Genomic DNA, 22,356 nt, shown 5'->3' with positions numbered 1-22,356 from the left:
ATGAAACTGGTTTCCGCGTTCGGAGCGGCTGACATGCTGGAACTTGACCGACAAACGGTCCGCCGCGCATTGCGTCAAGTGCCGCCGGACGGCTACGAAAACAAACAACCGCGTTGGCGGATGAAGACAGTCATTGTGGCCGTGGACCAGCATTTTGGCCGGCACGTCACCGCGCCTGCTTACACGTCGTTGGACGCTCTCTTTGAGGAGTTCGATAACGGCTGCAAAAGCCTTGCCCTGCTGCCTAACCTAGCAGCCCGACGCCGCGACGCCCGCCGCCTTATGGCTTTGTTGGTCGAGGTGGACCAGGCGATGCGGGCAGATGCTCGCACGCGTCGTGAGGACGAGCTGCGGGCTTCCTTGCGCTGTGATGAGCATTTCCGGCTCGCGATGCGCAATTTCGAAGTGCCGTGTGAATGGACGCTGGATCAGTGCTGGGCGACCCTGGCGCAGGGAATGGCGCAATGAAAACGCTCGCCGCCGACTGGACCAGCTGTCCGCTCATGCGACGTAGCTTGCAGACCTTGCGTCGGCTCGGCAAGGATGGTGACGCCGATGGCTCAAGCGGCCGAGTGTGGTACGATCTAAAATCTCTCACTTACAGGCACACTCCCGCAGCAGGTTTCCGCATGGCGGTGAGCCATCGCAGAACCTCGTTACGGTTAGCAACCGTGACAGGGTAGGCCCGAGCTTCCACGACTTTCGCGGCTCCCGGACTGATATCATTCGTAGTAACTATTAGGCCGGCGTATGCACTCTCAGCATGCACATCGGCCCAAAGTGCCTTCACGACAACTTTGCCGATCTTGCGCTTCTCCCGCTTGCATTGGACGATCAGGACCGGCGGGCTACCAGGCTTGGCGTCTGCGTTCCAGGCACGCACGTCCACGCCTCCGTCATCGCGGCCGGGTCCGAGTTCGACGTTGTAACCGTTCCTTACGAGCCACTCCGCGGTGAGCCCCTCGAATTGACGCCAATTGATCTCCTGCAAGACTTCAGGCTTTGCCGACAGGTAGTTGACAAAGCGCTGATCGAAGAAGCCGCCCGTGATCGGGAGCTGTTCGCTTTCGAACAGCGAGGTCAGGGCAACCGGATCACCTGTTCGCTCGATGCGCGTGAAATAGGGGGACTGCGCCAGCTCGACTGACATTACGGCCAAGAGATCGTCCATGATCGCTTTACGACGCCCGCCGATTACGTTTTCGAGATCGGTATTGAGGGCGTCGTGGTCGAGCTTGCCAGTCTCGTTGCGGCGGTGGAGGTGGTGCAGGGCGACCGCCTCGACTTCGAGCATCGCTTCTAAGTTGAGCCGCGACATCCAATCTGGTCCCAACTTTCCGATCAGGCGCTCCCCGAGGGTCGGCATCCCCGGCTGGTCTGCCGCGCCGAGCGCGAACAGTAGGTCCCCTACCGTGTCCGCATACTCGTCGCTCCCAATGCGCAGTAAGTCGTCTTCTCCAGTGAGGGCGATTTGAAAGGGATGATCCTTGTCGAGGTGCTCGATAAGCTGCTGCCTACTAAGCGCGAGACCAGAGCGCTCACCAGCGTCCTCGCTCAGCGCGACGGCGAACGAGGATGCAAGCATGTTTATGTGTCCCATGACCGACCGATTATAGCAGACCGTGGCGCAACGCCAGCGCAGATGAATGCGTAACCAAGCGCCGAAGTCTGAGAGAAGGCCAGACATCACCACCCGGCTCGCGATCCCGCCACGTTGTTTCTTTTCTTTGGGCTCGCGAGCGAGCCAATATCTGTCTTTTGCTCCAATTCGGTCTGAACCCGACAACGCGACCACCTTGACAAGTTTTCGCGGCCCACGTTGATTTTGTGCATCGCGAGGCGGGGGGGGGCTTTGGTGGTGAAAATGTTGTTCTGCAATATCGGCTGGATGAGCCGCTATGAGGGCCTAGTAGAGCCGGACACGATTGTAGGCGGCGGAAAATGGGTCGATCGCCACAAGACCGGCCTCGAAGTTTGCAATTTTTTGGCTTGCCCCGATGGAAATGTCTACGGTCACGTAGAAACCGTTCGAGGAAGCAAGGAACGACAAATTCGCATTGAAGCCATCGGTGGGAGCGGCGATTATGTCGATGGCGTGGACGTCGTATGGACTGCAACTGATCGGGACAAAGGTGGCCGCAGGGTTATTGGCTTCTATCGACAAGCAAGAGTTTATCGTCGACGGCAAAAGTTTGCTAAGCCGCCTACTCAGCAACATGCACGAGATAGGATTGTGACCTTTCGGATCGTTGCCTTGGCGAAGAATGCAATTCGTCTCGATCTGGAAGATAGAACATTGGTCATGGGCCGGGGGCGCGGCTGGATGGGGCAGACGCCGTGGTGGGTACCATCATCTCAGACATGGCCCGGGGTTCGCAAGTTTGAGAGACAAACGCGTACCCTGTTGGACGGTTTGTCGCGTCCCGGCAAGACGAAGTTGAACAAGAGCAAACCAGGGTTGAACAGCGCCGGTGCAACTGGTGATGACTACTTGCGATATGTGGAAGCACACGAGGTGGAGATCACACCGAGACACAACATTCTACAGGCCAAGTTCGAACGCTTCATTGCGAGCGATGGAGCAACCGAACTTCGGCCCAACGTCGCGAGCGTTGATCTGCGCTATCGCGATGCCGCTAAAGGGCAGGTCTTGGTGGAAGTCAAACCTTGCGAACGACCAAGCGTTCGGTACGCAATCCGAACCGCAATTGGTCAGTTACTCGACTATAAGCAGCGGGCGAATGAAGAGGCGTCGCTTCTGATCGTACTTGAGATAAAGCCGTCGGATGAGGATTGTCTCCTCGCGACGTCCAACGGCTTCGGCATCGCCTATCTCATCAAAACTAGGTTCGAGTTTCTATGGCCGATGGTCAAGACGGCGAGCTGATGGGCGGCGCTGGGATATGCCCCTACGATCCAACCACCACGCCTTCCTGATCGTTGTGAATGGGGGTGCCGGTGCTGTTCACTTCTCGGTACCGAAACGCGTTGGCCGTTTCGGCAAAGAACGCACCATCCTCCTGTCGTCTCATTTGGATCTCCTTGATCGGGTCGTCGCTAGGCTAGAAAAATTACCGTGCCTTTTTCTCGAACGAGGGCGCGCAGTTTCCTTCCGCTCAGCCGTGATCCGCTCCAGCAACACGCTTGCGGGTTCGTCGTTCGGGTCTTGCGGCACAAGTTCGCCACGAAATGCTTTGGCGAGTATGGCTTGGTCGAGGTGATCGATTAGCTTGCGGGCGCTTGTGGCTTCAGAAGCGAGCCGGTCAATCCAAGAGAACGCAACGCCAATAACGCGCACAATTTCGCGCTGCTCGTCCATGCTCGGTCGCAAGAACGGAAGTTCTTGAAGTTGAGTGCTGTTGATGTTGTTAACGCCGCTCGTTGACTTTGCGAGCCGCTCAACCAATTCTCGGACCGTTGTTGCTTGAAGATAGAGTTGTGCGTACTCTGGAATGACAAGGTTGGCGTCAAGTCTTAACCGAATTAGATATCCCGCAAACAACATTCCCACCGCAGCATCATCGACTACCGCTGAACGACCAACGAGATCAAGGCTCCCATTTGAACGGATAATGAGGATATCGCCTTTCTCAAGACGTAGCTTCCTTAACTCGTCGCTGGTGAAGTCCGCAGACTTAAGATCATCGATCTGTAACTTTCCAAGTTGCACATTGGGAATGCGGAGAACTCCGACAGCGCCGCCCTCGTAATCGCACTTCTTTGCAGTACCGTAGCGAATATCGACTAATTGCTGGCCCAGTGTGGTGCTCTCACAATCGAAACGGCGTCCCGTTCGATTTCTCCAGTTTTTCGTCAGTTCGCCCCGAAACGCTGCCGCTAGGATCGCCTGCTTGTACTTCTCAACAAGCCGAGGAATGTGATCGAGACGTTCGCGAGCGCGTCGAGATTTTGCAGACAGGCTGTCGATCGTCGCCACGATCCGCCGCTGTTCGGGAAGCGGCGGGAGAGCCATCAGGGATTTGTTTAAGGCCGCCTGGTTGATTTTTGGCAGCACGGTCCGGCCCTGCTCATGAGCGATCACCTCTCGGAACTCGGGTGACGTTAGCCAGTAGAGCAAATACTTCGGCTCTGCCGTATCCTTTGTCCAAAGTGGGTACATGTCCGCACTACAGACGCCGTCGAAATCCACGAGGACAGATTTGAGCAGATACGGGCGTATCTTGGTGAAGAGTATTTGACCGGGGTAGAAGCGCTGCTTGGAGCTAATAACGGCATCGGCGCGGACGGTCGAATATGGAAGCAATTGGCGGTTACCCGAACCGATGTGGTTGGGCGCGATATGAGGTAAATCCGGTACTTTCGATGGTGAGACTAAGTTCTGTGCAATTTCCGCAACGTCTTCAAAACGGACGCATGCCCACCCTTTCGGCAGAGGCCAACTCTCAAACCGCTCTTGGGTCATTCCGCGGCTTCCCCAATAGATGCGATCTCTTGCACGCCTTCTTGCTCTAATTCATCAGAGAGAGTGTCAACCTCTTCGAGTGCCGCCTTCAGGTGACCGATGATCGCGGCAGCGATGTCTTCCGGCTCTGTTAAGTGTTCCTCGGCATCTACTTCCGTATCTCGGAGCCAAGCGATGTCAAGGTTGTCATTTCGAGCCTTGATCGCGTCCCGGCTGAAGCAGCGCCAGCGACCTTCCTCGCCCTGGTCCTTGCGCTTGGCTCCGCCGTTTGGATCGTTGCCGTAAATCTTCTCGAAATCCGCAAAGTCTTGCACCGTGAGCGGACGAGTTTTGCCAAAAGCTGGAGCATCAGCCCGCATGTCATAGACCCAAACAGCTTTAGTATTAGCTTTGTCGGTCTTTCCACGCTGAAGGAACAGCAGGTTGGTCTTGACACCCTGCGCATAGAAGATGCCGGTTGGTAACCTTAGGATGGTGTGCAGATCGCACAGGTCCATCAGCCATGAACGCAGGCGCTGCCCTGTATTGTCCTCAAACAGAACGTTATCGGGCACTATCACCGCCGCCCGCCCACCCGCTTTCAAGCCGCGCACAACGTGCTCGACAAAGGCCAATTGCTTGTTTGATGTGTCGGCGGTGATGGAAAAGTCTGGGCGCGTTGGCCGCCCGCCGCCTTTCTTAGTTCCGAACGGTGGGTTGGTCAGGATTAGGTCGGCCTTGGGTAGGCGCTCGCCATCAGGGCTGAGTGTATCTCCTACAGACACGCCTGTCCCTTCGATGCCATGAAGCATCAGGTTCATCAGGAGCAATCGATGGGTATCAAGTACGAGTTCCAGCCCGACGAAAGCCTGCGCTCGTTGGAATGCTTGCTGCGTTGGCGTTAAGTTGAACAGGTCGTCTGTGGCGTCCTTGATGTAGCGGTCTGCGGCCACAAGAAAGCCGCCCGTTCCGGCTGCAGGGTCCTGAACAATTTCGCCGGGCTGTGGTTTGAGAAGACGCACGGCGCAATCGATCAAGGGACGGGGCGTGAAATATTGTCCTGCCCCGGATTTCTTTTCGCCAGCGTTTTTTTGCAGAAGTCCCTCATAGAGGTCGCCCAATCCTTCGCGCCGGGCAGAGAACCAATCCAGCTTGTCGATTTCCGAGACCAGCGTTCTTAGGTTCGCTGGCTTATGCAAAGAAGTCTGCGCGTCGGTAAAGATGTCGCGCACCATACCCGTACCGCTGGTGCCGAGCTTGAGCAGTAAGGCTCGGTAATGGGTAAGCAAGTCTTCGCCTTCGCGTTTAGTCAGGTCGCTCCAGCGATATCCCTTGGGAAGAGCGTCCTCGCGCTTCGTTTCCTGCATCATCTTTAAGAAAAGCAGAAACGTAAGCTCAGTTACGTAGGCTTGGTACGTGATACCGTCATCGCGTAGAACGTTGCACAGGCCCCAGAGCTTCTGCACGATATCGCGTGTCACGTGCCGGTCGGTCATGCGGATTTGCTCCAAAGTTCGCTATTTATGTCGCCCAGGATGGCGTCAAGTTTTCCATCGAAGATGCGGTTCAACCTGGTGAACCCACCAGTGTCCTCGCGAAATTGCTCTTCATCTAGCACAGCACGATCAGCAACGCCCACCTGTGCAACGGCCTTGCCAATACGTTCAAGCCATTTGCGTTGCGGCTCGGTCCAGTTGCCGCGCTTCACAATCCGATCCATCGCCGCCTTGACGCGTTCCGTCCACGGGACCAGCGGGTCACCAATTGCAGCCTGTCGGATGAAGCCGACAATCGATGCCGCAATGTCCTCATTCTTCGTTTGCTTCCATGCATTGCGTAGCGCGGCTTCGGAGAACCCTTGGCGGTCAAGCTCCATTCGGACGGCCTTTAGTGTTTCTCTGGTCAACTCCCGTGGACGCTGCACGACAGCTTGTAAAGCCGCGACCTTGTTGATGTTATCCCGGATAAACTGAGTAAATGAACTGAGGAAGTCCTCAGGCCGGACCATCGCCGCCCCATACCCGATTGTTGTGGAAACAATCTTGTCCGGGTGTTCCGAGATCGGCAGCGGAATTGGTCTTCCGCCTTCCGGCTTCCAATCCAAGATCGGGCCAATTCCTGGCTTGTCTTTGAACCAATTAGCCATTGCGTCCAGAGGTTCATTCCGGAGACGAGTGGCAGTTTCTTGGACCGTTTCGCCCGCCAAGTTCTGGAAAGCCTCTTGCGCGTCGGCGGTTAACTTACCGATCCTTCGGCCCAATTTGACAAGTATCTCATCACGCAATTGGACCCGATGGGCAGGATCGGTAACGCGTGCGAATTGTTCAAGCAGCTGTGTCAATGTAATCGTGGGATTGACAACAACCGGCTTCATTGCGGTCAAGGGCTGCAATGCGTCGTAGATACCGACAGCATCGAAGATGCGGAACGTTTCCTTCGTGATTTCGGGGCAGAGCCGTGTCGCGCGGCCCAGCATCTGCTCGTACAAGATACGGCTGTTTACGCGGCGAATGAAAACGAGGTTCACTATCTTCGGAACATCAATCCCTGTCGTCAGCAGATCAACTGTGACAGCCACCGTCGGCATGGCATCGTTCCGATAGCGCCGGATCATTTTGCCGGGGGCATCAATGCTCCCGGTAATCTTTGCCACTGCCGCATCATCGACTTCCCCATAGCGGTCGAAAAAAGCCTTCTTTAGCTCGGCGACAACAATGTCTGCATGCCCATCGGTCGAGGCAAAGATCAATGTCTTACCCGGCAGCGACGGATCGATGTGTTTAGCTAACTCTTCACATACGACCCGGTTGAAGGAACGGGTGATCACTCGGCGATTGAAGTCCTCGATCTCGAAATCGAGGTCATCAGGGGCATGGGTAAGATCAATTTCCCCGGTGATTGGGTTCAGCAAAGGCAGTTGATCACCGCGCGCGAAATGAATGCCGTCGCGCGATAACTCGGTTTCGATGCGTAGGGGCGGTTCGTGGTCGATCAGAAATCCGTCGATCACTGCCTCTCGGTATGGATACATGAATATCGGATCGCCGAATATTTGGGCCGTGTGCAGCGCTGGCGTTGCCGTTAAACCAATCTTTACCGCGTCGAAGTGCTCCAAAACCCGTCGATATTTCGATACGTAATCTGCCTCGTTGCGGAACGACATTTCGGCATCAGACAACTCGCGGTCGAGCAGATAACCGCGATGACATTCATCGACAACAATCAGGTCATACTGATCGACAGGCGGCACATCCTCATTTTCATTTGCAAATAGCACACGCTTTACCAATCCTTGGATGGTGCAGATGTGCACTTTCGTCGCGGTCTCGGGGAAGATGTCGCCGAGTTCCTTCAAGCCAAAGATGTCTGCAAATGTTCGAGCGCTCACGATCCGTGTTGTCTTGAATTCGTTGGCTGCCTGCTCGCCGAGCGCATGACGATCAACGACGAAACAAATTCGACGGAAGCGCTTCGTCTCCAGCAGGCGATACAGAAGGGCAATCGCGAGCTTCGTCTTGCCCGTTCCAGTCGCCATCGCCAGCAGCATGGTGCGGTTGGCATCATTGGCGAGAGTATTCTCGACGGCGTGGATGGCTCGCTTTTGGTAATCGCGAAGCGGAAAGCCAAATTCAATCGGCAGTGATGCAAGGCGTTCTTGGGCAGCCTGCCGGTCGATATTGAGCTGCGCCATCAATCCTTCGGGCGTCGGCCAATCAGTGAGGGCCCGTCGATGATTGGTCGGATTGCGCGCATCGCGAAACCAGATGCCGCTCTGCGTCTCGACTTGCTTGAGATACGGACGGCCATTGGTCGCAAACAGATATGGCACACGAAACGGCGGCTCCTTGGTGCCGCCAGTGCTAAATCGCCATGGACCGCCCTCGGGAAGTTCTACACCGTCAATGGGGTTAAACGCTTGAGCGTAGCGACCTGTCTGGTCGATTGCCGCTTGGACATTCTTGCGCTTACGCTTGGCTTCTACCAGGGCGATGCATGTCATGCCGACGAAGAGCGCATAGTCGGCGGGACCGTTGGAAGTGGGCCATTCGGCAATGGCAATCGATCTGCCCTTGACTGGTCGAGCACCCTTCGCATACCGCAGGTTTACGGTGTCGGCGTCCCAGCCGCGTTGCCGTAGTTGTTCGTCGATGAGCTGACGTGTGTCGGCTTCGTCGAGATCGATGGCATCTGCTGCGGCGGATGCGGATTTGAGAACTTCTTGCTTTTCGGACGCTGGACTGAAGGTTGCAGCTGCCTGCCATTCGACCAATTGTTCGGCGAGTTCGCCGTGTGTCCTGAAAACAGTGCCGCTTTCCGCCAGATGACTTAGAGGTATTTCAAAGCGCTCTTCGAGTGCATCTGATCGGTCGATGTGATCGCGAGCAGCAGGTTCAGTGTACCTCGGAGAAATGGTCCGTTGTAACCGAGCAAGCAGTTGCCCTAGCTCGGCTTTGGCGGCTTCCGCCTCGGCCGCCAATGTTGCATAGATGTCTCGCTCCTCGATGACACCTCGAACCCCGTCTTCAGCAAGCAACCGCGCGGCCTCGGCTTCTTCTGCTCGCTCCCTTGCGCGTTGCGCGTCTGTTAGCGCAGCTTCTTTCTCGGCTCTCAGCCTCTCTAGCTCGATCATAAGTTCGGCGCTTGCATCGACGGGAGCGTGCGGCGGTTGAAACGGGCCAGGCTTCAAATTCTGATCATCGAACGTGCGGTAGAACCAGATAGCCAGCTGACGCGCCATTTTGAGGCACGAGAGTGCGGTGGCATGGTCACCGTCGCGATCATGGGTCGCCGCATTCCCCAACTTACGGAGCTGATGGAATAGGTCCATGACCGAGGAGGGGTAGTTCCCCTCTATCCGGAGCCGCCGAAGTAGGTCTGCTTGCAACTCCCGCGCATCGGTTAAGAGACCGGATCGCGCGGCTAACATTTGGGCCAGCACTTCACCGAACTGGCGAAGCAAAATCAGTGCGACGACGGGATCGTCCGAGAAATAGCGCTCGCTCCCCGCGCCTATCCGGTCCAAGTCCGGGTATCGCTTGGCAAGGAAGCGGAAATTGGCTGATTTCGGCTGCCTGTTGGCATTCATTCGTTTGGCCGACCGCCCCCAAATCCGGCTTGAAATCCCCCCGTCAACAGGTGGGCCAGTTTACGTGTGACGGTCCAGAATGCTCGACTTAAACGTCGGGTTCAATACGAAACCGCTCGCAATCTTAACGTTTAGGTCTAATTGCTTAGCTGATCAGTTGGATTTCCGCATTAGGAGCGCCAAGCTCTGGTGGCCGCGCCGTTGCGTTAGACTGGCCTGATATTCGACAGGCCGGCATAGGGCTAAGTGATGTCCTAATTTGATCTGCTTTGCCAACTTGGTAACTTTGACCATTTGTTCTCAAAGCGATGTGGGGCCGTCCAATTGAACCCGCCGGTTCGACTTTTCTGATTTGGGTGTTCTTCGCCATATTGATTGACTAGGCCATCCCACTCGCTTTGACTAAGAATAAAAAATCGATCATTTGCGCGCGTCGGGCAGACCAAGACGAGGATATAAAACAAATTCTTGCGTGGTGCCTTCGTCCCACCGCCCGGCCATGACGTGGGCTTAGCCAGCCCCTTTACATCAACCCAGAACTGCTTCCCGGTCTCTTCGTGACCCACCATCAAGTCAGCGGCCTTTGTAGCGTGTCCCATTGTGAACGAGACCACATATCCGTTCCGCTCAAGCTCCGCCGCGACGAGAAACTGTGCTGCCCACTGAGTAGTCATCCCCCACCTCGATATTCAACGCACCATAGGCTCTTGCGACCATATTCATGCTGATAGGAAACGAGGATCACCTTTAGCCCATCCAAAATGAAGGGTGCGCCCGTCAGGCAATCGCTTGCTCGCGAGTTGCCCAGGTTGCGCGGCCAGAGCAAACAGGTTGAGAAACGCCGGCATAAGCATCGAACCATTTGTTTTCCGGCGAGAAGGAGTGGACGATCATCGCCGCGTCATCGGTCTTAAAACGCTCGGCTTCGATGACGGCGGACGCTGTGCGGTGAAACAATTGATACTGGACTTCATCCGGAGGTGGGCACTTAACGCCGAGCAAATCGCACAAGAACGCCAACCGCTGTCGCTTTCCGGGAGATGGGTCCACGTACCAATCTTTGATTACCGGCCCGAACGTTTCATTGACCTTGCCTTCAACGGCAACGGCGATTGTGCGATTGTTTGACTTTACCAGAGCGAAAACATCCGTCTGGCTGTCTCTGCCAGTATCGCGAAGAGATACCTTGTGCTCTGGGAGCGCAATTAGCAGTTCAGCGTTTGATCCGAATAGCGCCGCGACCTCCGGCGGCAATCCGTCTGCGGCTTCCCAGCAATGCGCGAGTGTTCGCGCAGAATAGCCAATGCGCCACTGCTTTGCCGGATCAGCGAGAAGAGCTTGCCAGCTTTCAGTCCCTGATGTCGGAATATACAGTTTTGACATAATGATTGTCCCCCGCCACTCCGGAAGATGCCAGAAGGCAACGCCGTTTGCTATCGTGTAAGCTAACAATGTGCTGGCCGGATTAGGATTTAAGCAAATAATGGATCACCGGCTGGAGCCTTCGATCAGGTGGCCGCCCGATGCCAATGCAGCCTGGCGACTTCAAGGATGGCTGGGGAGCGGTCGGCCCAATCATGGCCTCCGCGCGTGAAGCAGCGGACCCGCGCGCCATCCCGGCGCACCATCACCCGGTAGCCGTCATGCTTGATTTCGTGGACCCACAGCGGGCCGGACGGTGGTGGCCGCGCCACCTTCGACGGCTGGCACGGTTCGATGAAGCCGAAGGCCGCCGCTGCTGCTGGACCATGACCGGAGGATAAGGCAGCGGGCGACGGGCGCAATCCGCGAGAAAGCGCCTGCGCGTTAACCCTCAACCTGCGGCGGTGTGGTAGTGCTCCTGTTAGGGGGCTGCTGCAATGGCCAAAAAGGTAGACAAATTCGATCCTGAGGACGGCTTGATCGTCAGCGAAGTCGGCGCTTGGGCAACTGAAAAGCACGAGCGGCTTCGCAAGTATGTCGATGCGTCACGGGGCGCGCGGGCTAAGTTTCTGCCGCCACGAGGCACCGGCGGCGCGACCTACATAGATTTGTTTTCAGGCCCCGGCAGGTCGGTGATTGAGAAAACGTCGAACTTCATCGATGGCAGTCCGCTTATTGCCTACAAGGCAGCACGACAAAGCGACACCCGCTTCTCCGAACTCTACCTAAATGATATCGACCCGGACAACACGGCAGCGCTGGACAGGCGTGTCAAGGCGCTGGGGGGAGCCGCGCGCATCTACACCAAGCCAGCCGAGCGGGCTGTTGACGACATCGTTGCCTCCGTGAACCCGAGCGGGCTGCACTTCGCATTCCTCGATCCATATAATATTGAGACGTTGCCATTTTCGATCATTCGAAAGCTGACATCGCTGACACACATTGACCTGCTTATTCACGTCAGCGTGTTCGATTTGCAACGAAATCTTCGCCGGTATGTTGCACCAGAGGCTCCACAGTTGGATGCCTTCATGCCCGGCTGGCGTGATGCCGTTGATGTTGATGTAAACAGGCCCGATCAAGCGGTACGACACTCACTGTTGCAGTATTGGCTCGGCGAGATAAGGCGGCTCGGCACAAGTCCGGCAGAGGGCATCGAACTGGTGTCGGGACCGGGCGGCCAGCGATTGTACTGGCTCGTTTTTGTCAGCGCGCACGAGTTGGCGCGTCGGTTGTGGGACGACATCAGGAACGTGCACGTCCAAACGCGAATGGACCTCTGAAAGGCGCATCGGCATGGCTGACACCTCAATCGAATGGACCGACGCGACGTGGAACCCAGTTGCGGGTTGCACTGTGCTCTCGCCCGGCTGCACCAACTGCTATGCAATGCGGATGGCAGCGCGGCTCGATGCCATGGGTATGAAGAAATATCGCGGGCTAACGCGCAAGAGTGGCAAGCGGGCGGTCTGGACTGGCAAGGTGAGGCTAGATCACGGCGCGCTTGGCATTCCGGCAGGCTGGAAGAAGCCGCGTCGAATTTTCGTGAACTCGATGTCAGACCTGTTTCACGAAGCGGTGCCAGCCGAGTTCGTCGCCGCCGTCTGGTATACGATGCAGACAACGCCGCAGCACACCTATCAGATTTTGACCAAGCGACCGGATCGGATGGCGGCGATTACCGCCTCGCTGCCGTTGCTACCAAACGTGTGGCTCGGGACCAGCGTCGAGAGCGCCGACTATCTCGGGCGCATCGACAATTTGCGCAAGGTCGCTGCCGCCGTCAGGTTCGTCTCGTTCGAACCGTTGCTCGGATCGGTGGATCGCGCCGATCTGCGCGGCATCCAGTGGGCCATCGTTGGCGGCGAGAGTGGCCCGCGTTCGCGTCCAATGGCCGAGCAGTGGGTCGCTGAGATTGAAGCCGCCTGTCGCAAGGCAAAGACAGCGTTCTTCTTCAAGCAGTGGGGCGGCGTTCGCAAGAAGAGTACCGGCAGGCACTATCGCGGGCGCACGTTCGATGAGATGCCGCGACCCATCGCGATGTCTTGATTAGCAAGACCCCGCGCGTCTGCGTGCTACAGCGCGACCATGGTCGAACCACTGCGCTCGGCGGTCCTTCGTCACGGCGATGCTTATCTGGATGGAAACAGTGCAGCGGCTACATCGCGAAAAATCTGTTCTACCAAATCGTCGTACTGCGAAATGATAGCGGCAGGTTTTACAGGTATCATCGGATACCGAGCGTAACTTATAACGCTCAGTTCGGCGAGATGGGGTAGGTCTTTGGCTATCTCCGGTCGGTCGGTCAGACCATACTTGATCGCGTACGCGTACAGCGCTGCCAGATCGTGATTGTGCGGCTGCGGCCCAACTGGTTGTTGAACGCCGCGTTGCCCGAACGAAACAATCGCTGCCTTCAACGCAAGTTCGATAGCGTGAAAGACGAGCGCCCATTTTGGCCAGTTCGGCTGACTATTGATCATGACCGGCATCGGCATGGCCGCGTTGCGAAACTGCCATGCGCGTGCGAACAGTTCTTCCGGATGAAACGGTAATTGCGGTTCGCTGAATGGAACCCTGTTCGCCATTAGTCTTCCCCTATTTGGTACGCAGCCACCTTGTCTTCTTTATCGGCCCCACGAGCCACGATCCTGAGCGCGTCATCCGGCAACGGCCGCTGCAAAGCCTTTGCCTCACCCCACGGCGCGCGCGTCCATACATCCCGCTCTTCGTCCGTCGTCAGGATCACTGGCATTGCCTTCGGATGGATCGGCTCGACCACCGCATTCGGCGATGTCGTCAGAAACGCATAGACTTGATGTGGTCCGGGTACCGGCTTCGACTTGGTGCCGCGATCACCGTTAAACGTCGTCCAGATGCCCGCGAAGGCAAATAGCGGCCGGTCTTCGTTAAGCGCGAACCAAACCACGTCTTTCTTTTTGGTCTCAGGGTTCGGTTCCGGCGCATATTCGGCAAAGCTGTTGGCCGGGACGAGGCATCGGTTCTCTGGTTTGAGCCAGCCGCGCCAGTGCGGTGATGACGTGTTGCGGATGTTTGTGACCGGCGGGCCTCCCGTGCGCGGAGGTGGCGGCATGCCCCAGCGCATCATGGTCAGCTCGCGGCCAGTGTCGTTTTTGCGGACCACTGGAGCCGGATAGTCCGGAAACACGCCAGGCATCGGCGGGAGGTTGCCGACGTAGCGATTGACGACGCGGAACAGCGCAGCAATTGCGGCTTGGTTCGTCGTGATGCTGTAGAGGTTGCACATCGGTCGCTACGGCTAGGACCAGAACAGTGCGAAGTAGATCACGTATAGCCAGCCCAGAATACCGTGGATGATCGCCCAGAGGATCGACTTGTTGGTGGTGTAGCTGATGGCGATAGCAAGCGCGCTGCCAAAGCCTATGCCGTATTTCGTGCCCTCTGATCGCACCACGTAATAGCGACTTCCGTTCATCGTCGTTCCCTCATCAACATTCACCGCTCGCCCGGCCACCACGTTGACGGCGGATCGTCGGCTGAAATCTTGTTCGGTCGCAACGCTACCAGATGACTGCGCTTATATGGATAGCCTCGAATTTCCGAGCAGTCCTTGCACCGCATGTAGCGTTCCAATTCATGGATTGGCGTCGTCTTCGGCCGTCGCACGATATTCAGCGCAACCGCCTGATGCGTGTTGCAGCCAAGGCATTTGACTTCAAGATAGCGGTAACCGGCGTTGAGCGCATCACCTAGTGCGGGCGACGGCTGCGCAGGACCTTGAAAGCCGAGCATGCGATTATTCCAGGCTACGCAGGCGAGCCGGTCGGCTTGTTTGCGCGCTTCCGTCGCCCGCTCGGCAGAAGCCCGAACCGATGCGCCGTAGATGGTTTCTCGGGATTTGGTGCCCATATAGGACATCAAAGCGCGTTATGGACCCGCGCGCAAACTATCAAGCCCTTGGGCTTGTCGCGACGCGAAACCACTGTGCGTCGTGGCTAAGTATTGTTTGAATTTGCATCAAGGGTTCCGCCCGACTACTAATTCGGTAAAGCGCGGATCGAGCTGCCGTACTGCAAGGCGAATCGTGAATTACATGGTTCATAATCTATTTGGATTTGGCGTGAGAACGCCGCTGCATCTCGCGAACGTTGGAACGCCTGCGAAGGGTCAATCCGGGGAGGCCACGCGGGCGAGCTTACAGGCGTATGTTGATGGTAGCGGGACGGGTGACGCGAGGGCCCTTATCATAGCTGGATATATAGCTGCCCCTGACACTTGGGCGGCTCTTGCCAACGAATGGCGGGCACACCTGGAAGACCTGAGAATGTCGTGCTTCAAGATGTCTGCGACGACCTTGCGCCCGGAGATCGGCGCATCATTTTATCGCATTATCGAGAAGCATAATGTGCTTAGCGGAATTTCCATAACGGTCGATACCGCGGCACTCCGCAAGGTCGTGCACGAAGTTGTGCCGCCGGAAGAGATCAAAGCTCAAAAGCTCGAAAATCCCTACTTCTTTGCAGTGCGTGGGTTGGTCTTGGGCTTGGCTGCGTTGCATCATGAGATTGGAATTTCAGCATCGGTTGATTTTGTTTTTGATGAAGACACTGAAAAGGACGGCTTCTTATCGGTGTGGCCGTTCGTGGTGAAAGACGCCACAGAAGAGATCAGAAGAATGCTGGGCGCGACGCCCGTGTTCGGGCGGGATCATCTATTGATGCCGTTGCAGGCTGCCGATCTGCTTGCGTATTGGATACGACACTGGCATCTCGCGGGCCGTCAGGAAACGAAGATGTCATCGCCGTTTCCGTGGCAACCAAAGAAGCGAATGAATTACTTACACATGCTAATCGGAGAGAAAGAAGCGCGAACGAGTTTTGAGCACGCCAAGAGAGTAATGCCATTTGCGGAGGTGAGAGCGCGGAGAGGCACCAACTTGAGCCTTCCCGATCCCTCATCGCCACTTCAATGGGCTCATTAAAAATAAGCCGACAATGCTGCATTCCATTACTGAGCGCGACGGCTTTATTGGAGAAGTCTGACAGGACTTTTGGCATTCACTGGAATAGGCTTATGCAATTTCGGCGGCGTACTTACGGTGCGTGCCGCACGGCTCGCTCGCCCAGTTTCTGGTCCGATGAACTTTGGTCAGGTGATCTGCCATGCAGAAGTCCGCTATCACGATGATAAGAAATGCGGAGCATACATACGATCCACCAGGACGTTGTATTTATTGCCCGTCAAAAGGCGATCCAAAATTGCACCGAGAGCATATCATCCCGAAGAGGATGCGTGGGAGACTCGTGTTTCGAAAGGCCAGTTGTGCAAAATGTGGGTCAGAAACTCACGCATTCGAAGGGCGTGTGATCAGTCGATTATTTGGCGCTGCTCGTCACGTAACCGGAATGCAGCCTACTAGAGACGGTTCATTGAAAGTGTTTTCCAAGCGCGGCTCCGGAGAACAGCAACAAGCATTTGAAATTCACGACGACCTAAACGAATTCATTGATAGCGATGTCCCGCCAGATGAACATCCCGGCGGATGTGTGGGATACGAGCTGCCTGACCGGGCAGGAATTATGAGAGGCGAACCGCTGAGGGACGATGATGAGTTCGTTATGACGGGTCCAAAGATTTACGTTCCTCATGATTTCCAGCAGCGAGGCCGGGCTCTTGGATTGGCAGGCCGCAGCATCATAATAGGCGGAACGAGCAAGCAACCATTCACGACCGAAGATTTCGGACGATTCCTAGCTAAGATCGCGCACTCCCATGCCGTGGCAGTTCACGGTCTAGGCGCATTCGTCCCATTCTTAACGGATGCAATTCGCGGGATAAGGCCGATGTACCTATCTCATTATATTGGCAAGATTGATCCTCGCGTGCCGCTAAAGGACTACAATCACCTTCACGTCCTTGAGGATGGCTTTGTTCGTAGCGGTAATCGACAGTTGCTGGTCGTGAGAGTGAGATTACTTGCTGTGGATGACTATCCCGCATATGAAGTCGTCGTCGGCGAAAAACCTCTGCTGAATTATTTGCCGAGGTTAGCGGTATGATCAAGCCGCCTGACAAGATGGAATGGAATACGGCAGCTCTTTCAGCCAAGGGGCGGACCTATCTTGATGATAATCTCTCATTTGAGAAGATCGCGGCCCAGGTGATCAAGTACGCAACGGTCATTAGCACCTTGATTGAGCCTTACCACGATGCTCCTCACGGCGAGGAAGATGGGCGCCAGATCATCTTTGTCGTTCACGTAGGGCTGAAAACGTGTGACCTACTGTACAACGCTCCCGATGGCATGCGCGGTCGATACTGGCAAAGTCCTGACCACGGTTTCGCTGCAACCAAACAGCTCATCGCTGGCTTGACGCCGAAGCTGATATCTTGCGCCGATGCACACCGCCCAATGCCTCCCGACGGAGTGGGGCCGATGAGTGCCGAGTGCATCAAGGTTTCGCTTGGGAGTGTTTCAGCAAAGATGTGGCCTCGGGAATACGACGGCAAATGGCTTTTCGAGGACGATCAGCTCGATGTGCCGCGCTGGAAAAACAACGAGGATCGCGCCAAAACTCACGTTGGATGGTGGCGGCAGTCTCCGATCAGCGGCGACCTTGAAGTTAAAGGTGCCCTTATCGGGATCGATAAGACCGAATACATCCCGCCACGAAAGCGCGACCGTTCTTGGCAGATTTACACATACGGTTTTACCTGAATTCAAAGCGTCGAGCGCCCGTGCCTGCTCTGAGTGTATGTTGAGGTGTATGTAGATAGAGCAATTGATTAAAAAACTTAGAAAGTACAGTGAGATAGTCACCTATTGGGCGGACTCCCTCTCCGCCACATTAAAACGGCTTTGAGAAAGCCCCGTAAAATAAGGCCTTTTTGCACAACCGGAGCTGCCGGTGTAGCCCCTAGGTGTAGCCCCAAGGGTGGCTCGTAATCTGTCACGGCGCGGGTCCCCGTGGCAACAGTTCTCTTCAGCACATTGTCGAGGCCCGGGTTGAACCGGGCCACGAAGCGTCGTTCTGAGGACCTCCTCAGGAGCTACTTCCCGAAGCCAGCAACGGGCTGCGAAAAGGACGACCGCGGCTGAGGGCGCAGTCGCGCCGTGCGGAGATTCAAAAGGAATTTTCAGAGCCGAAGGCGCTCAGCCCCTCGCGGTCTCACCGTACACTTCCTCCCGAACCACTCCGCGTCGGCTTTCTCGTGGCGGAGTATGAGGCACCAGACTTCGAGGCCCTCGCGCCTTACAAGGGTTCGCACCGCACGGAGCACGGATACTCGATGCTTCTTCTGCACCCTTTGTCTTGGATAGACGTGTCGGCATAGTTCCGAAGTCGAAAACGACTGGCTCGGATGCCTGTCCCATAGCTGCTTCAGTCGAATTGCGACCGTTCCCAATCCTCTGCTCACTCGTGCGTCCCACGTTAAGTGTTTCCCAACCCTAGCGAGTTGCCAGTAAGTAGCACAGCTGTTTGATCGCTCGATAATGGGCGCCGATGCTGAGCAATGGGGGGAGAATGCTACAACTGATCCGAGACACGGAGTGCCAGACCTTCAAAACCTTCGAAGAAGCGGGGCACTGGTTGCTTGCGCAGGCCGGCGTGAGAAGCGTGCGGACAAAGCGGCTTGGAGGAAGATGGGCGCTTTGCGAGGACCTCGCAGACGGTCCTTGCTCAGTTATGGCTACAACCAGCGTGGACGACACTAGGCCAATTCAGGCCCGGCTCCTGCAGTTGTTCTGCGAAGAATGGTCCACCGCATTGGGCTTTGAATTGGCCGGAATGCCGATCAAAAGCCCTTCGCCACGGCCATCGCTGCGAAGTTCCAGGCTGCCATCGTATATGATCAGCGAGCGGGCGCATATTGCAACCTTTGGTTATTGACCTCACCTGCCTATTCAGTACTCCCTAAAGAATGAACCCTTCTGACTTCGACTCTATAAAACCCGGCAGCGTCGTCCTGGGACTGGATGCCGCTGGCCCTGCGGATATCGTTCAGGTCTCGGACTTTGGTCCGGACGCCAAGAACATCACATTCCGGGCGGCCGGTCGTGTCGGCGAACGGCTGCTCTACAGAGGCGAAGAAGCCACTCTTGAGCTGGTCAAGCAGGGACGATCGTACGCCTTTGACGCAGACGGCAACCTTTTGCGTCTTGCCTCAGAAGCCTATCGCATCCGCTTGGCACATCTCTTCGATCCGTATCTGGCTGTCAGTGCATCGCAGATCGAGGCCCTCCCTCACCAAATCACTGCCGTCTATGGCGAAATGCTGCCACGCCAACCGCTTCGATTCTTGCTTGCCGACGATCCGGGTGCAGGCAAGACGATCATGGCCGGCCTGCTCATCAAGGAGTTGATGATCCGCGGCGATCTCGATCGATGCTTGATCGTTGCGCCGGGCAGCCTCGTCGAACAATGGCAGGAGGAACTGGCTGAGAAGTTCGGTCTGGGTTTCGACCTGCTGACAAGAGATCAGATCGAGGCTTCGATCACCGGTAATCCTTTTGTGGAAAAGCACCGCTTGATCATGCGGCTGGACATGGCCGCGCGGTCGGACGAGTTGAAGACTAAGTTGGCCGCGGCACCGGATTGGGACCTCATCATCTGCGATGAAGCCCATCGCATGGCAGCTTCCTATTTCGGTGGTGAAGTGAAGGAAACCCAACGTCACAAACTTGGTAAGTTGCTGGGCACGCGGACACGCAACTTCCTTCTTATGTCGGCTACTCCTCACAACGGCAAGGAAGCCGATTTCCAGCTTTTCATGGGCTTGCTGGACGCAGACCGCTTCGAGGGGCGATTTCGCGAAGGAGTTCACAAGGCCGACGTGTCCGACATGATGCGACGGCTTACCAAGGAAGAACTATACAGGTTCGACGGCACACCGCTGTTTCCGGAACGCCGTGCCTATACCGCCAGCTATGCACTGTCGCCGGTGGAGGCCGATCTCTACCAGGCGGTCACAACCTACGTGCGCGAAGAGATGAACCGCGCAGATCGAACCGGCGACGACAAGCGAAGGTCGAGCGTGGGCTTCGCGTTACAGATTTTGCAGCGGCGATTGGCGTCATCTCCCGCAGCCATTCATCGCTCGCTTGAGCGGCGACGCAAGCGGCTGGAAGAGAGATTGCGGGAAGAGACGTTAATGCGGCAATCCGGTTCCGCTTCTCTGCGGCGCACCCCCGAATTGCCGAGTTACGACCCCGACGACGCCGATGAAATTCCAGGCGCCGAGGTTGAAGAGGCGGAGGATCAAATTGCCGATCAGGCAACCGCAGCTGCAACTCTGGCTGAGCTGGAAGCCGAAATCCTTACCTTGAAGGACCTCGAAGGGCGCGCTCTTCGCCTCAAGCTGTCTGGCCTAGACGCCAAGTGGCGTGAACTGGAGTCGATCCTCGATGAGCCGATGATGCTGGATCAGGCAACAGGCCTTCGGCGAAAGGTCCTGATATTTACGGAGCCGAAGGACACACTTGAATATCTGCAGCAAAAGATCGTCGCCCGGGTCGGCGATCCGGCAGCGGTGGTTGTCATCCATGGCGGCGTTGCCCGTGAAGCCCGTCGCGCTGCCATTGCAGCATTCAATTCTGATCCGGTGGTCCGCGTCATGATCGCAAATGATGCCGCCGGCGAAGGTGTAAACCTTCAGCGCGGTGCGCACCTCATGATCAACTATGATCTTCCTTGGAACCCCAACCGACTTGAGCAGCGCTTCGGCCGGATTCACCGTATCGGTCAAACAGAAGTCTGCCATCTATGGAATCTCTGCGCGGCGAATACGCGCGAGGGCGAAGTCTATCGTCGCTTGCTTGAAAAGCTGGAGGAGGCGCGCACCGCTCTTGGCGGCAAGGTCTACGACGTTCTCGGCGAACTCTTTGAGGGCCAAGCCTTACGGGACCTCCTCGTTGACGCAATTCGCTACGGTGATCGCCCCCGAGAAGAAGGCCGAACTACTTCGGAAGGTGGACGGGGCGGTTGATGTCGAGGCGATTGAAAAGCTCGTCGCTGAACGCAAGCTTACGTCCGAAGGCATGAGTGCCAGTTCCGTCGCTGAGGTGCGAGAGCAGATGGAGCGTGCACAGGCACGCCGGCTTCAGCCGCATTTCGTTGGCGCATTCTTTCGTGAAGCCTTCACCTTGCTTGGCGGGCGGATTGCGGAACGTGAAAAAGGTCGTTTCGAAATCCTTCGTGTGCCCTCGATCCTCAAGGAGCGCGACAGGCTGATTGGCCGATCTGATCCCGTGCTCGATCGGTACGCGCGGATCACGTTTGAGAAGGCGCTTATCGTTGGCAAACCGCAGGCTGAGCTGGTTGCGCCCGGGCACCCGCTTCTGGAAGCGCTTGTGGATGTCGTTCTCGAACGTTTCCAACCTTTGTTGTCCCAAGGCGGCGTCCTTGTGGACGAAGCCGACGAAATCCAAGCGCCACGATTGCTCGTATATCTTGAACACGCCGTCCGTGACGCGCGGACAGGTCGCTCAGGAGAGCCGCACACGATCTCGCAGCGGCTTCAATTCCTCTTCTTGAAGGAGGACGGGACTGCGACCGACGGTGGCCCGGCACCTTATCTCGATTGTCGACCCATTACGCCCGAAGAGCGCTTGGTCGTTGCAGATTCGATTTCCGCGCCGTGGTTGGCGGGAAACGTGGAGACGCAGGCGCTGGGCTATGCGGTGCGAGCGCTAGTCCCGGAGCACTTGAATGAGGTCCGTTCGCGCCGGATTGCCGAAATTGACAAGGTTGAACGAGAGGTGCGCGCCCGACTCAACCGGGAAATCAACTACTGGGATGCCCGGTCCGCGCGATTGCGGGAGGAGGAGCGTGCCGGCAAGGAGCAGCGTATCAATGCGCAGAACGCGGAAGCGACAGCAGCGCGGCTCGTGGAACGGCTCCATCGTCGTCAAACTGAGCTAGATCGAGAACGTCAGATCTCAGCCTTGCCTCCCGTTTTGAAAGGTGCCGCCCTCGTGATTCCCGGAGGTCTCCTGAGGGTGCAAACCGCAAGCACGCCTGCGGCGCAGCCGGATGGCTTCTCGGAGGATCCGGTGGCCCGCGCTGAAATCGAAAGGCTGGCCATGGATGCGGTGTTTGCGTCAGAGCGTGCTCTTGGTCACGATCCTCGTGACGTATCGGCTGAGAAGAAAGGTTGGGACATCGAGAGCCGCGACCGCAAGGCGGGTCATCTTCGCTTCATTGAGGTGAAGGGAAGGCAGGCCGACGGTCGCGAGGTCATCGTGACCAAGAATGAGATACTCGCATCACTGAACGCGGCTGAGGCCTTTATTCTTGCAATTGTTCAGGTCGATGGAGGCTTCGCGCGAGAGCCGGTCTACGTCAGGCGCTTCTTTGGCAGGGAGCTGGGCTTTGCAGAAACGGCCGTGGTTTTTGATATTGCAACATTGATGGCATCGGGTTTGCCGCCTGGATGAGATAACTATCAACGAAGGGAAGTAACG

19 protein-coding genes are annotated in these 22,356 nt (G+C 56.6%); 9 read left to right on the top strand and 10 right to left on the bottom strand.

The window, feature by feature from the left end; genetic code table 11:
* Window positions 1–468: a hypothetical protein gene (locus ABIE49_RS20215; RefSeq protein WP_192739065.1), complete on the top strand. Its 468-nt coding sequence runs from the start codon at window positions 1–3 to the stop codon at window positions 466–468.
* Between the two features lie 130 nt (window positions 469–598).
* On the opposite strand, the gene ABIE49_RS20210 is transcribed toward ABIE49_RS20215, so the two are convergent.
* On the bottom strand, window positions 599–1,786 hold the full coding sequence (locus ABIE49_RS20210) for a restriction endonuclease (protein ID WP_192739066.1): 1,188 nt from the start codon (window positions 1,784–1,786) through the stop codon (window positions 599–601).
* A gap of 72 nt (window positions 1,787–1,858) precedes the next feature.
* Here ABIE49_RS20210 and ABIE49_RS20205 point away from each other — a divergent pair, with 72 nt between their 5' ends.
* On the top strand, window positions 1,859–2,887 hold the full coding sequence (locus tag ABIE49_RS20205) for a hypothetical protein (protein ID WP_192739067.1): 1,029 nt from the start codon (window positions 1,859–1,861) through the stop codon (window positions 2,885–2,887).
* A gap of 22 nt (window positions 2,888–2,909) precedes the next feature.
* Here the strand turns inward: ABIE49_RS20205 and ABIE49_RS20200 are convergent, their stop codons facing one another.
* The 5 genes from ABIE49_RS20200 to ABIE49_RS20180 form a co-directional block, all read right to left on the bottom strand.
* Window positions 2,910–3,032, bottom strand: a complete 123-nt coding sequence (locus ABIE49_RS20200; protein WP_354066904.1) for a hypothetical protein — start codon at window positions 3,030–3,032, stop codon at window positions 2,910–2,912.
* On the bottom strand, window positions 3,029–4,423 hold the full coding sequence (locus ABIE49_RS20195) for a restriction endonuclease subunit S (RefSeq protein WP_192739068.1): 1,395 nt from the start codon (window positions 4,421–4,423) through the stop codon (window positions 3,029–3,031). The genes ABIE49_RS20200 and ABIE49_RS20195 overlap by 4 nt, the downstream gene beginning before the upstream one ends.
* Window positions 4,420–5,898, bottom strand: a complete 1,479-nt coding sequence (locus tag ABIE49_RS20190; RefSeq protein WP_192739069.1) for a class I SAM-dependent DNA methyltransferase — start codon at window positions 5,896–5,898, stop codon at window positions 4,420–4,422. Before ABIE49_RS20190 ends, ABIE49_RS20195 begins: the two co-directional genes overlap by 4 nt.
* Window positions 5,895–9,488, bottom strand: a complete 3,594-nt coding sequence (gene hsdR / locus ABIE49_RS20185) for a type I restriction-modification system endonuclease (protein ID WP_192739070.1) — start codon at window positions 9,486–9,488, stop codon at window positions 5,895–5,897. The genes ABIE49_RS20190 and hsdR overlap by 4 nt, the downstream gene beginning before the upstream one ends.
* Before the next feature lie 777 nt (window positions 9,489–10,265).
* Window positions 10,266–10,871: a DUF6946 family protein gene (locus ABIE49_RS20180; RefSeq protein ID WP_354066903.1), complete on the bottom strand. Its 606-nt coding sequence runs from the start codon at window positions 10,869–10,871 to the stop codon at window positions 10,266–10,268.
* A 476-nt stretch (window positions 10,872–11,347) separates the two neighbouring features.
* Between ABIE49_RS20180 and ABIE49_RS20175 the strand changes: the two genes are divergently transcribed.
* Both ABIE49_RS20175 and ABIE49_RS20170 read left to right on the top strand, forming a co-directional pair.
* Complete coding sequence (locus ABIE49_RS20175; RefSeq protein WP_192739072.1) at window positions 11,348–12,193, top strand: three-Cys-motif partner protein TcmP; 846 nt, start codon at window positions 11,348–11,350, stop codon at window positions 12,191–12,193.
* Between the two features lie 13 nt (window positions 12,194–12,206).
* Window positions 12,207–12,959, top strand: coding sequence for a DUF5131 family protein (locus ABIE49_RS20170; protein WP_192739073.1), 753 nt, complete (start codon window positions 12,207–12,209; stop codon window positions 12,957–12,959).
* An 83-nt stretch (window positions 12,960–13,042) separates the two neighbouring features.
* On the opposite strand, the gene ABIE49_RS20165 is transcribed toward ABIE49_RS20170, so the two are convergent.
* The 4 genes from ABIE49_RS20165 to ABIE49_RS20150 are packed head-to-tail and all read right to left on the bottom strand — an operon-like array spanning window position 13,043 to window position 14,801.
* Window positions 13,043–13,498 (bottom strand): HEPN domain-containing protein, encoded by a 456-nt coding sequence (locus tag ABIE49_RS20165; protein ID WP_192739074.1) that lies wholly within the window; start codon window positions 13,496–13,498, stop codon window positions 13,043–13,045.
* Window positions 13,498–14,178 carry an SOS response-associated peptidase gene (locus ABIE49_RS20160; protein ID WP_192739075.1) on the bottom strand — a complete coding sequence of 227 codons (681 nt, stop codon included), beginning with the start codon at window positions 14,176–14,178 and terminating at the stop codon, window positions 13,498–13,500. Before ABIE49_RS20160 ends, ABIE49_RS20165 begins: the two co-directional genes overlap by 1 nt.
* Window positions 14,179–14,190: 12 nt before the next feature.
* Entirely contained in the window at window positions 14,191–14,367 is a 177-nt protein-coding gene (locus ABIE49_RS20155) for a hypothetical protein (RefSeq protein WP_164934582.1), read from the bottom strand.
* Between the two features lie 20 nt (window positions 14,368–14,387).
* Window positions 14,388–14,801, bottom strand: a complete 414-nt coding sequence (locus tag ABIE49_RS20150) for a hypothetical protein (protein WP_192739076.1) — start codon at window positions 14,799–14,801, stop codon at window positions 14,388–14,390.
* Window positions 14,802–14,985: 184 nt separating this feature from the next.
* On the opposite strand from ABIE49_RS20150, the gene ABIE49_RS20145 reads away from it, so the two are divergent.
* The 5 genes from ABIE49_RS20145 (at window position 14,986) to ABIE49_RS20125 (ending at window position 22,329) form a co-directional block, all read left to right on the top strand.
* Complete coding sequence (locus ABIE49_RS20145) at window positions 14,986–15,873, top strand: DUF3800 domain-containing protein (RefSeq protein WP_354067558.1); 888 nt, start codon at window positions 14,986–14,988, stop codon at window positions 15,871–15,873.
* Window positions 15,874–16,321: 448 nt separating this feature from the next.
* Window positions 16,322–16,951 carry a hypothetical protein gene (locus ABIE49_RS20140; RefSeq protein WP_192739078.1) on the top strand — a complete coding sequence of 210 codons (630 nt, stop codon included), beginning with the start codon at window positions 16,322–16,324 and terminating at the stop codon, window positions 16,949–16,951.
* On the top strand, window positions 16,948–17,610 hold the full coding sequence (locus ABIE49_RS20135; protein WP_192739079.1) for a hypothetical protein: 663 nt from the start codon (window positions 16,948–16,950) through the stop codon (window positions 17,608–17,610). The genes ABIE49_RS20140 and ABIE49_RS20135 overlap by 4 nt, the downstream gene beginning before the upstream one ends.
* 1,205 nt (window positions 17,611–18,815) lie before the next feature.
* Entirely contained in the window at window positions 18,816–20,879 is a 2,064-nt protein-coding gene (locus tag ABIE49_RS20130; RefSeq protein ID WP_354066902.1) for a DEAD/DEAH box helicase, read from the top strand.
* Entirely contained in the window at window positions 20,806–22,329 is a 1,524-nt protein-coding gene (locus tag ABIE49_RS20125) for a protein NO VEIN domain-containing protein (protein WP_354066901.1), read from the top strand. The genes ABIE49_RS20130 and ABIE49_RS20125 overlap by 74 nt, the downstream gene beginning before the upstream one ends.
* Window positions 22,330–22,356: the final 27 nt, after the last annotated feature.

The sequence above is a fragment of the Bradyrhizobium sp. OAE829 genome (assembly GCF_040546575.1).
Classification (GTDB): domain Bacteria; phylum Pseudomonadota; class Alphaproteobacteria; order Rhizobiales; family Xanthobacteraceae; genus Bradyrhizobium.
This window is presented reverse-complemented; position numbering and strand designations above follow the sequence as displayed.

Coding starts and splice junctions, on each gene's coding strand:
- ABIE49_RS20215 (WP_192739065.1), top strand. CDS start 1: ATGAAACTGGTTTCCGCGTTCGGAGCGGCTGACATGCTGGAACTTGAC.
- ABIE49_RS20200 (WP_354066904.1), bottom strand. CDS start 3,032: ATGAGACGACAGGAGGATGGTGCGTTCTTTGCCGAAACGGCCAACGCG.
- ABIE49_RS20195 (WP_192739068.1), bottom strand. CDS start 4,423: ATGACCCAAGAGCGGTTTGAGAGTTGGCCTCTGCCGAAAGGGTGGGCA.
- ABIE49_RS20190 (WP_192739069.1), bottom strand. CDS start 5,898: ATGACCGACCGGCACGTGACACGCGATATCGTGCAGAAGCTCTGGGGC.
- hsdR (WP_192739070.1), bottom strand. CDS start 9,488: ATGAATGCCAACAGGCAGCCGAAATCAGCCAATTTCCGCTTCCTTGCC.
- ABIE49_RS20180 (WP_354066903.1), bottom strand. CDS start 10,871: ATGTCAAAACTGTATATTCCGACATCAGGGACTGAAAGCTGGCAAGCT.
- ABIE49_RS20175 (WP_192739072.1), top strand. CDS start 11,348: ATGGCCAAAAAGGTAGACAAATTCGATCCTGAGGACGGCTTGATCGTC.
- ABIE49_RS20170 (WP_192739073.1), top strand. CDS start 12,207: ATGGCTGACACCTCAATCGAATGGACCGACGCGACGTGGAACCCAGTT.
- ABIE49_RS20165 (WP_192739074.1), bottom strand. CDS start 13,498: ATGGCGAACAGGGTTCCATTCAGCGAACCGCAATTACCGTTTCATCCG.
- ABIE49_RS20160 (WP_192739075.1), bottom strand. CDS start 14,178: ATGTGCAACCTCTACAGCATCACGACGAACCAAGCCGCAATTGCTGCG.
- ABIE49_RS20155 (WP_164934582.1), bottom strand. CDS start 14,367: ATGAACGGAAGTCGCTATTACGTGGTGCGATCAGAGGGCACGAAATAC.
- ABIE49_RS20150 (WP_192739076.1), bottom strand. CDS start 14,801: ATGGGCACCAAATCCCGAGAAACCATCTACGGCGCATCGGTTCGGGCT.
- ABIE49_RS20145 (WP_354067558.1), top strand. CDS start 14,986: ATGGTTCATAATCTATTTGGATTTGGCGTGAGAACGCCGCTGCATCTC.
- ABIE49_RS20135 (WP_192739079.1), top strand. CDS start 16,948: ATGATCAAGCCGCCTGACAAGATGGAATGGAATACGGCAGCTCTTTCA.
- ABIE49_RS20130 (WP_354066902.1), top strand. CDS start 18,816: ATGAACCCTTCTGACTTCGACTCTATAAAACCCGGCAGCGTCGTCCTG.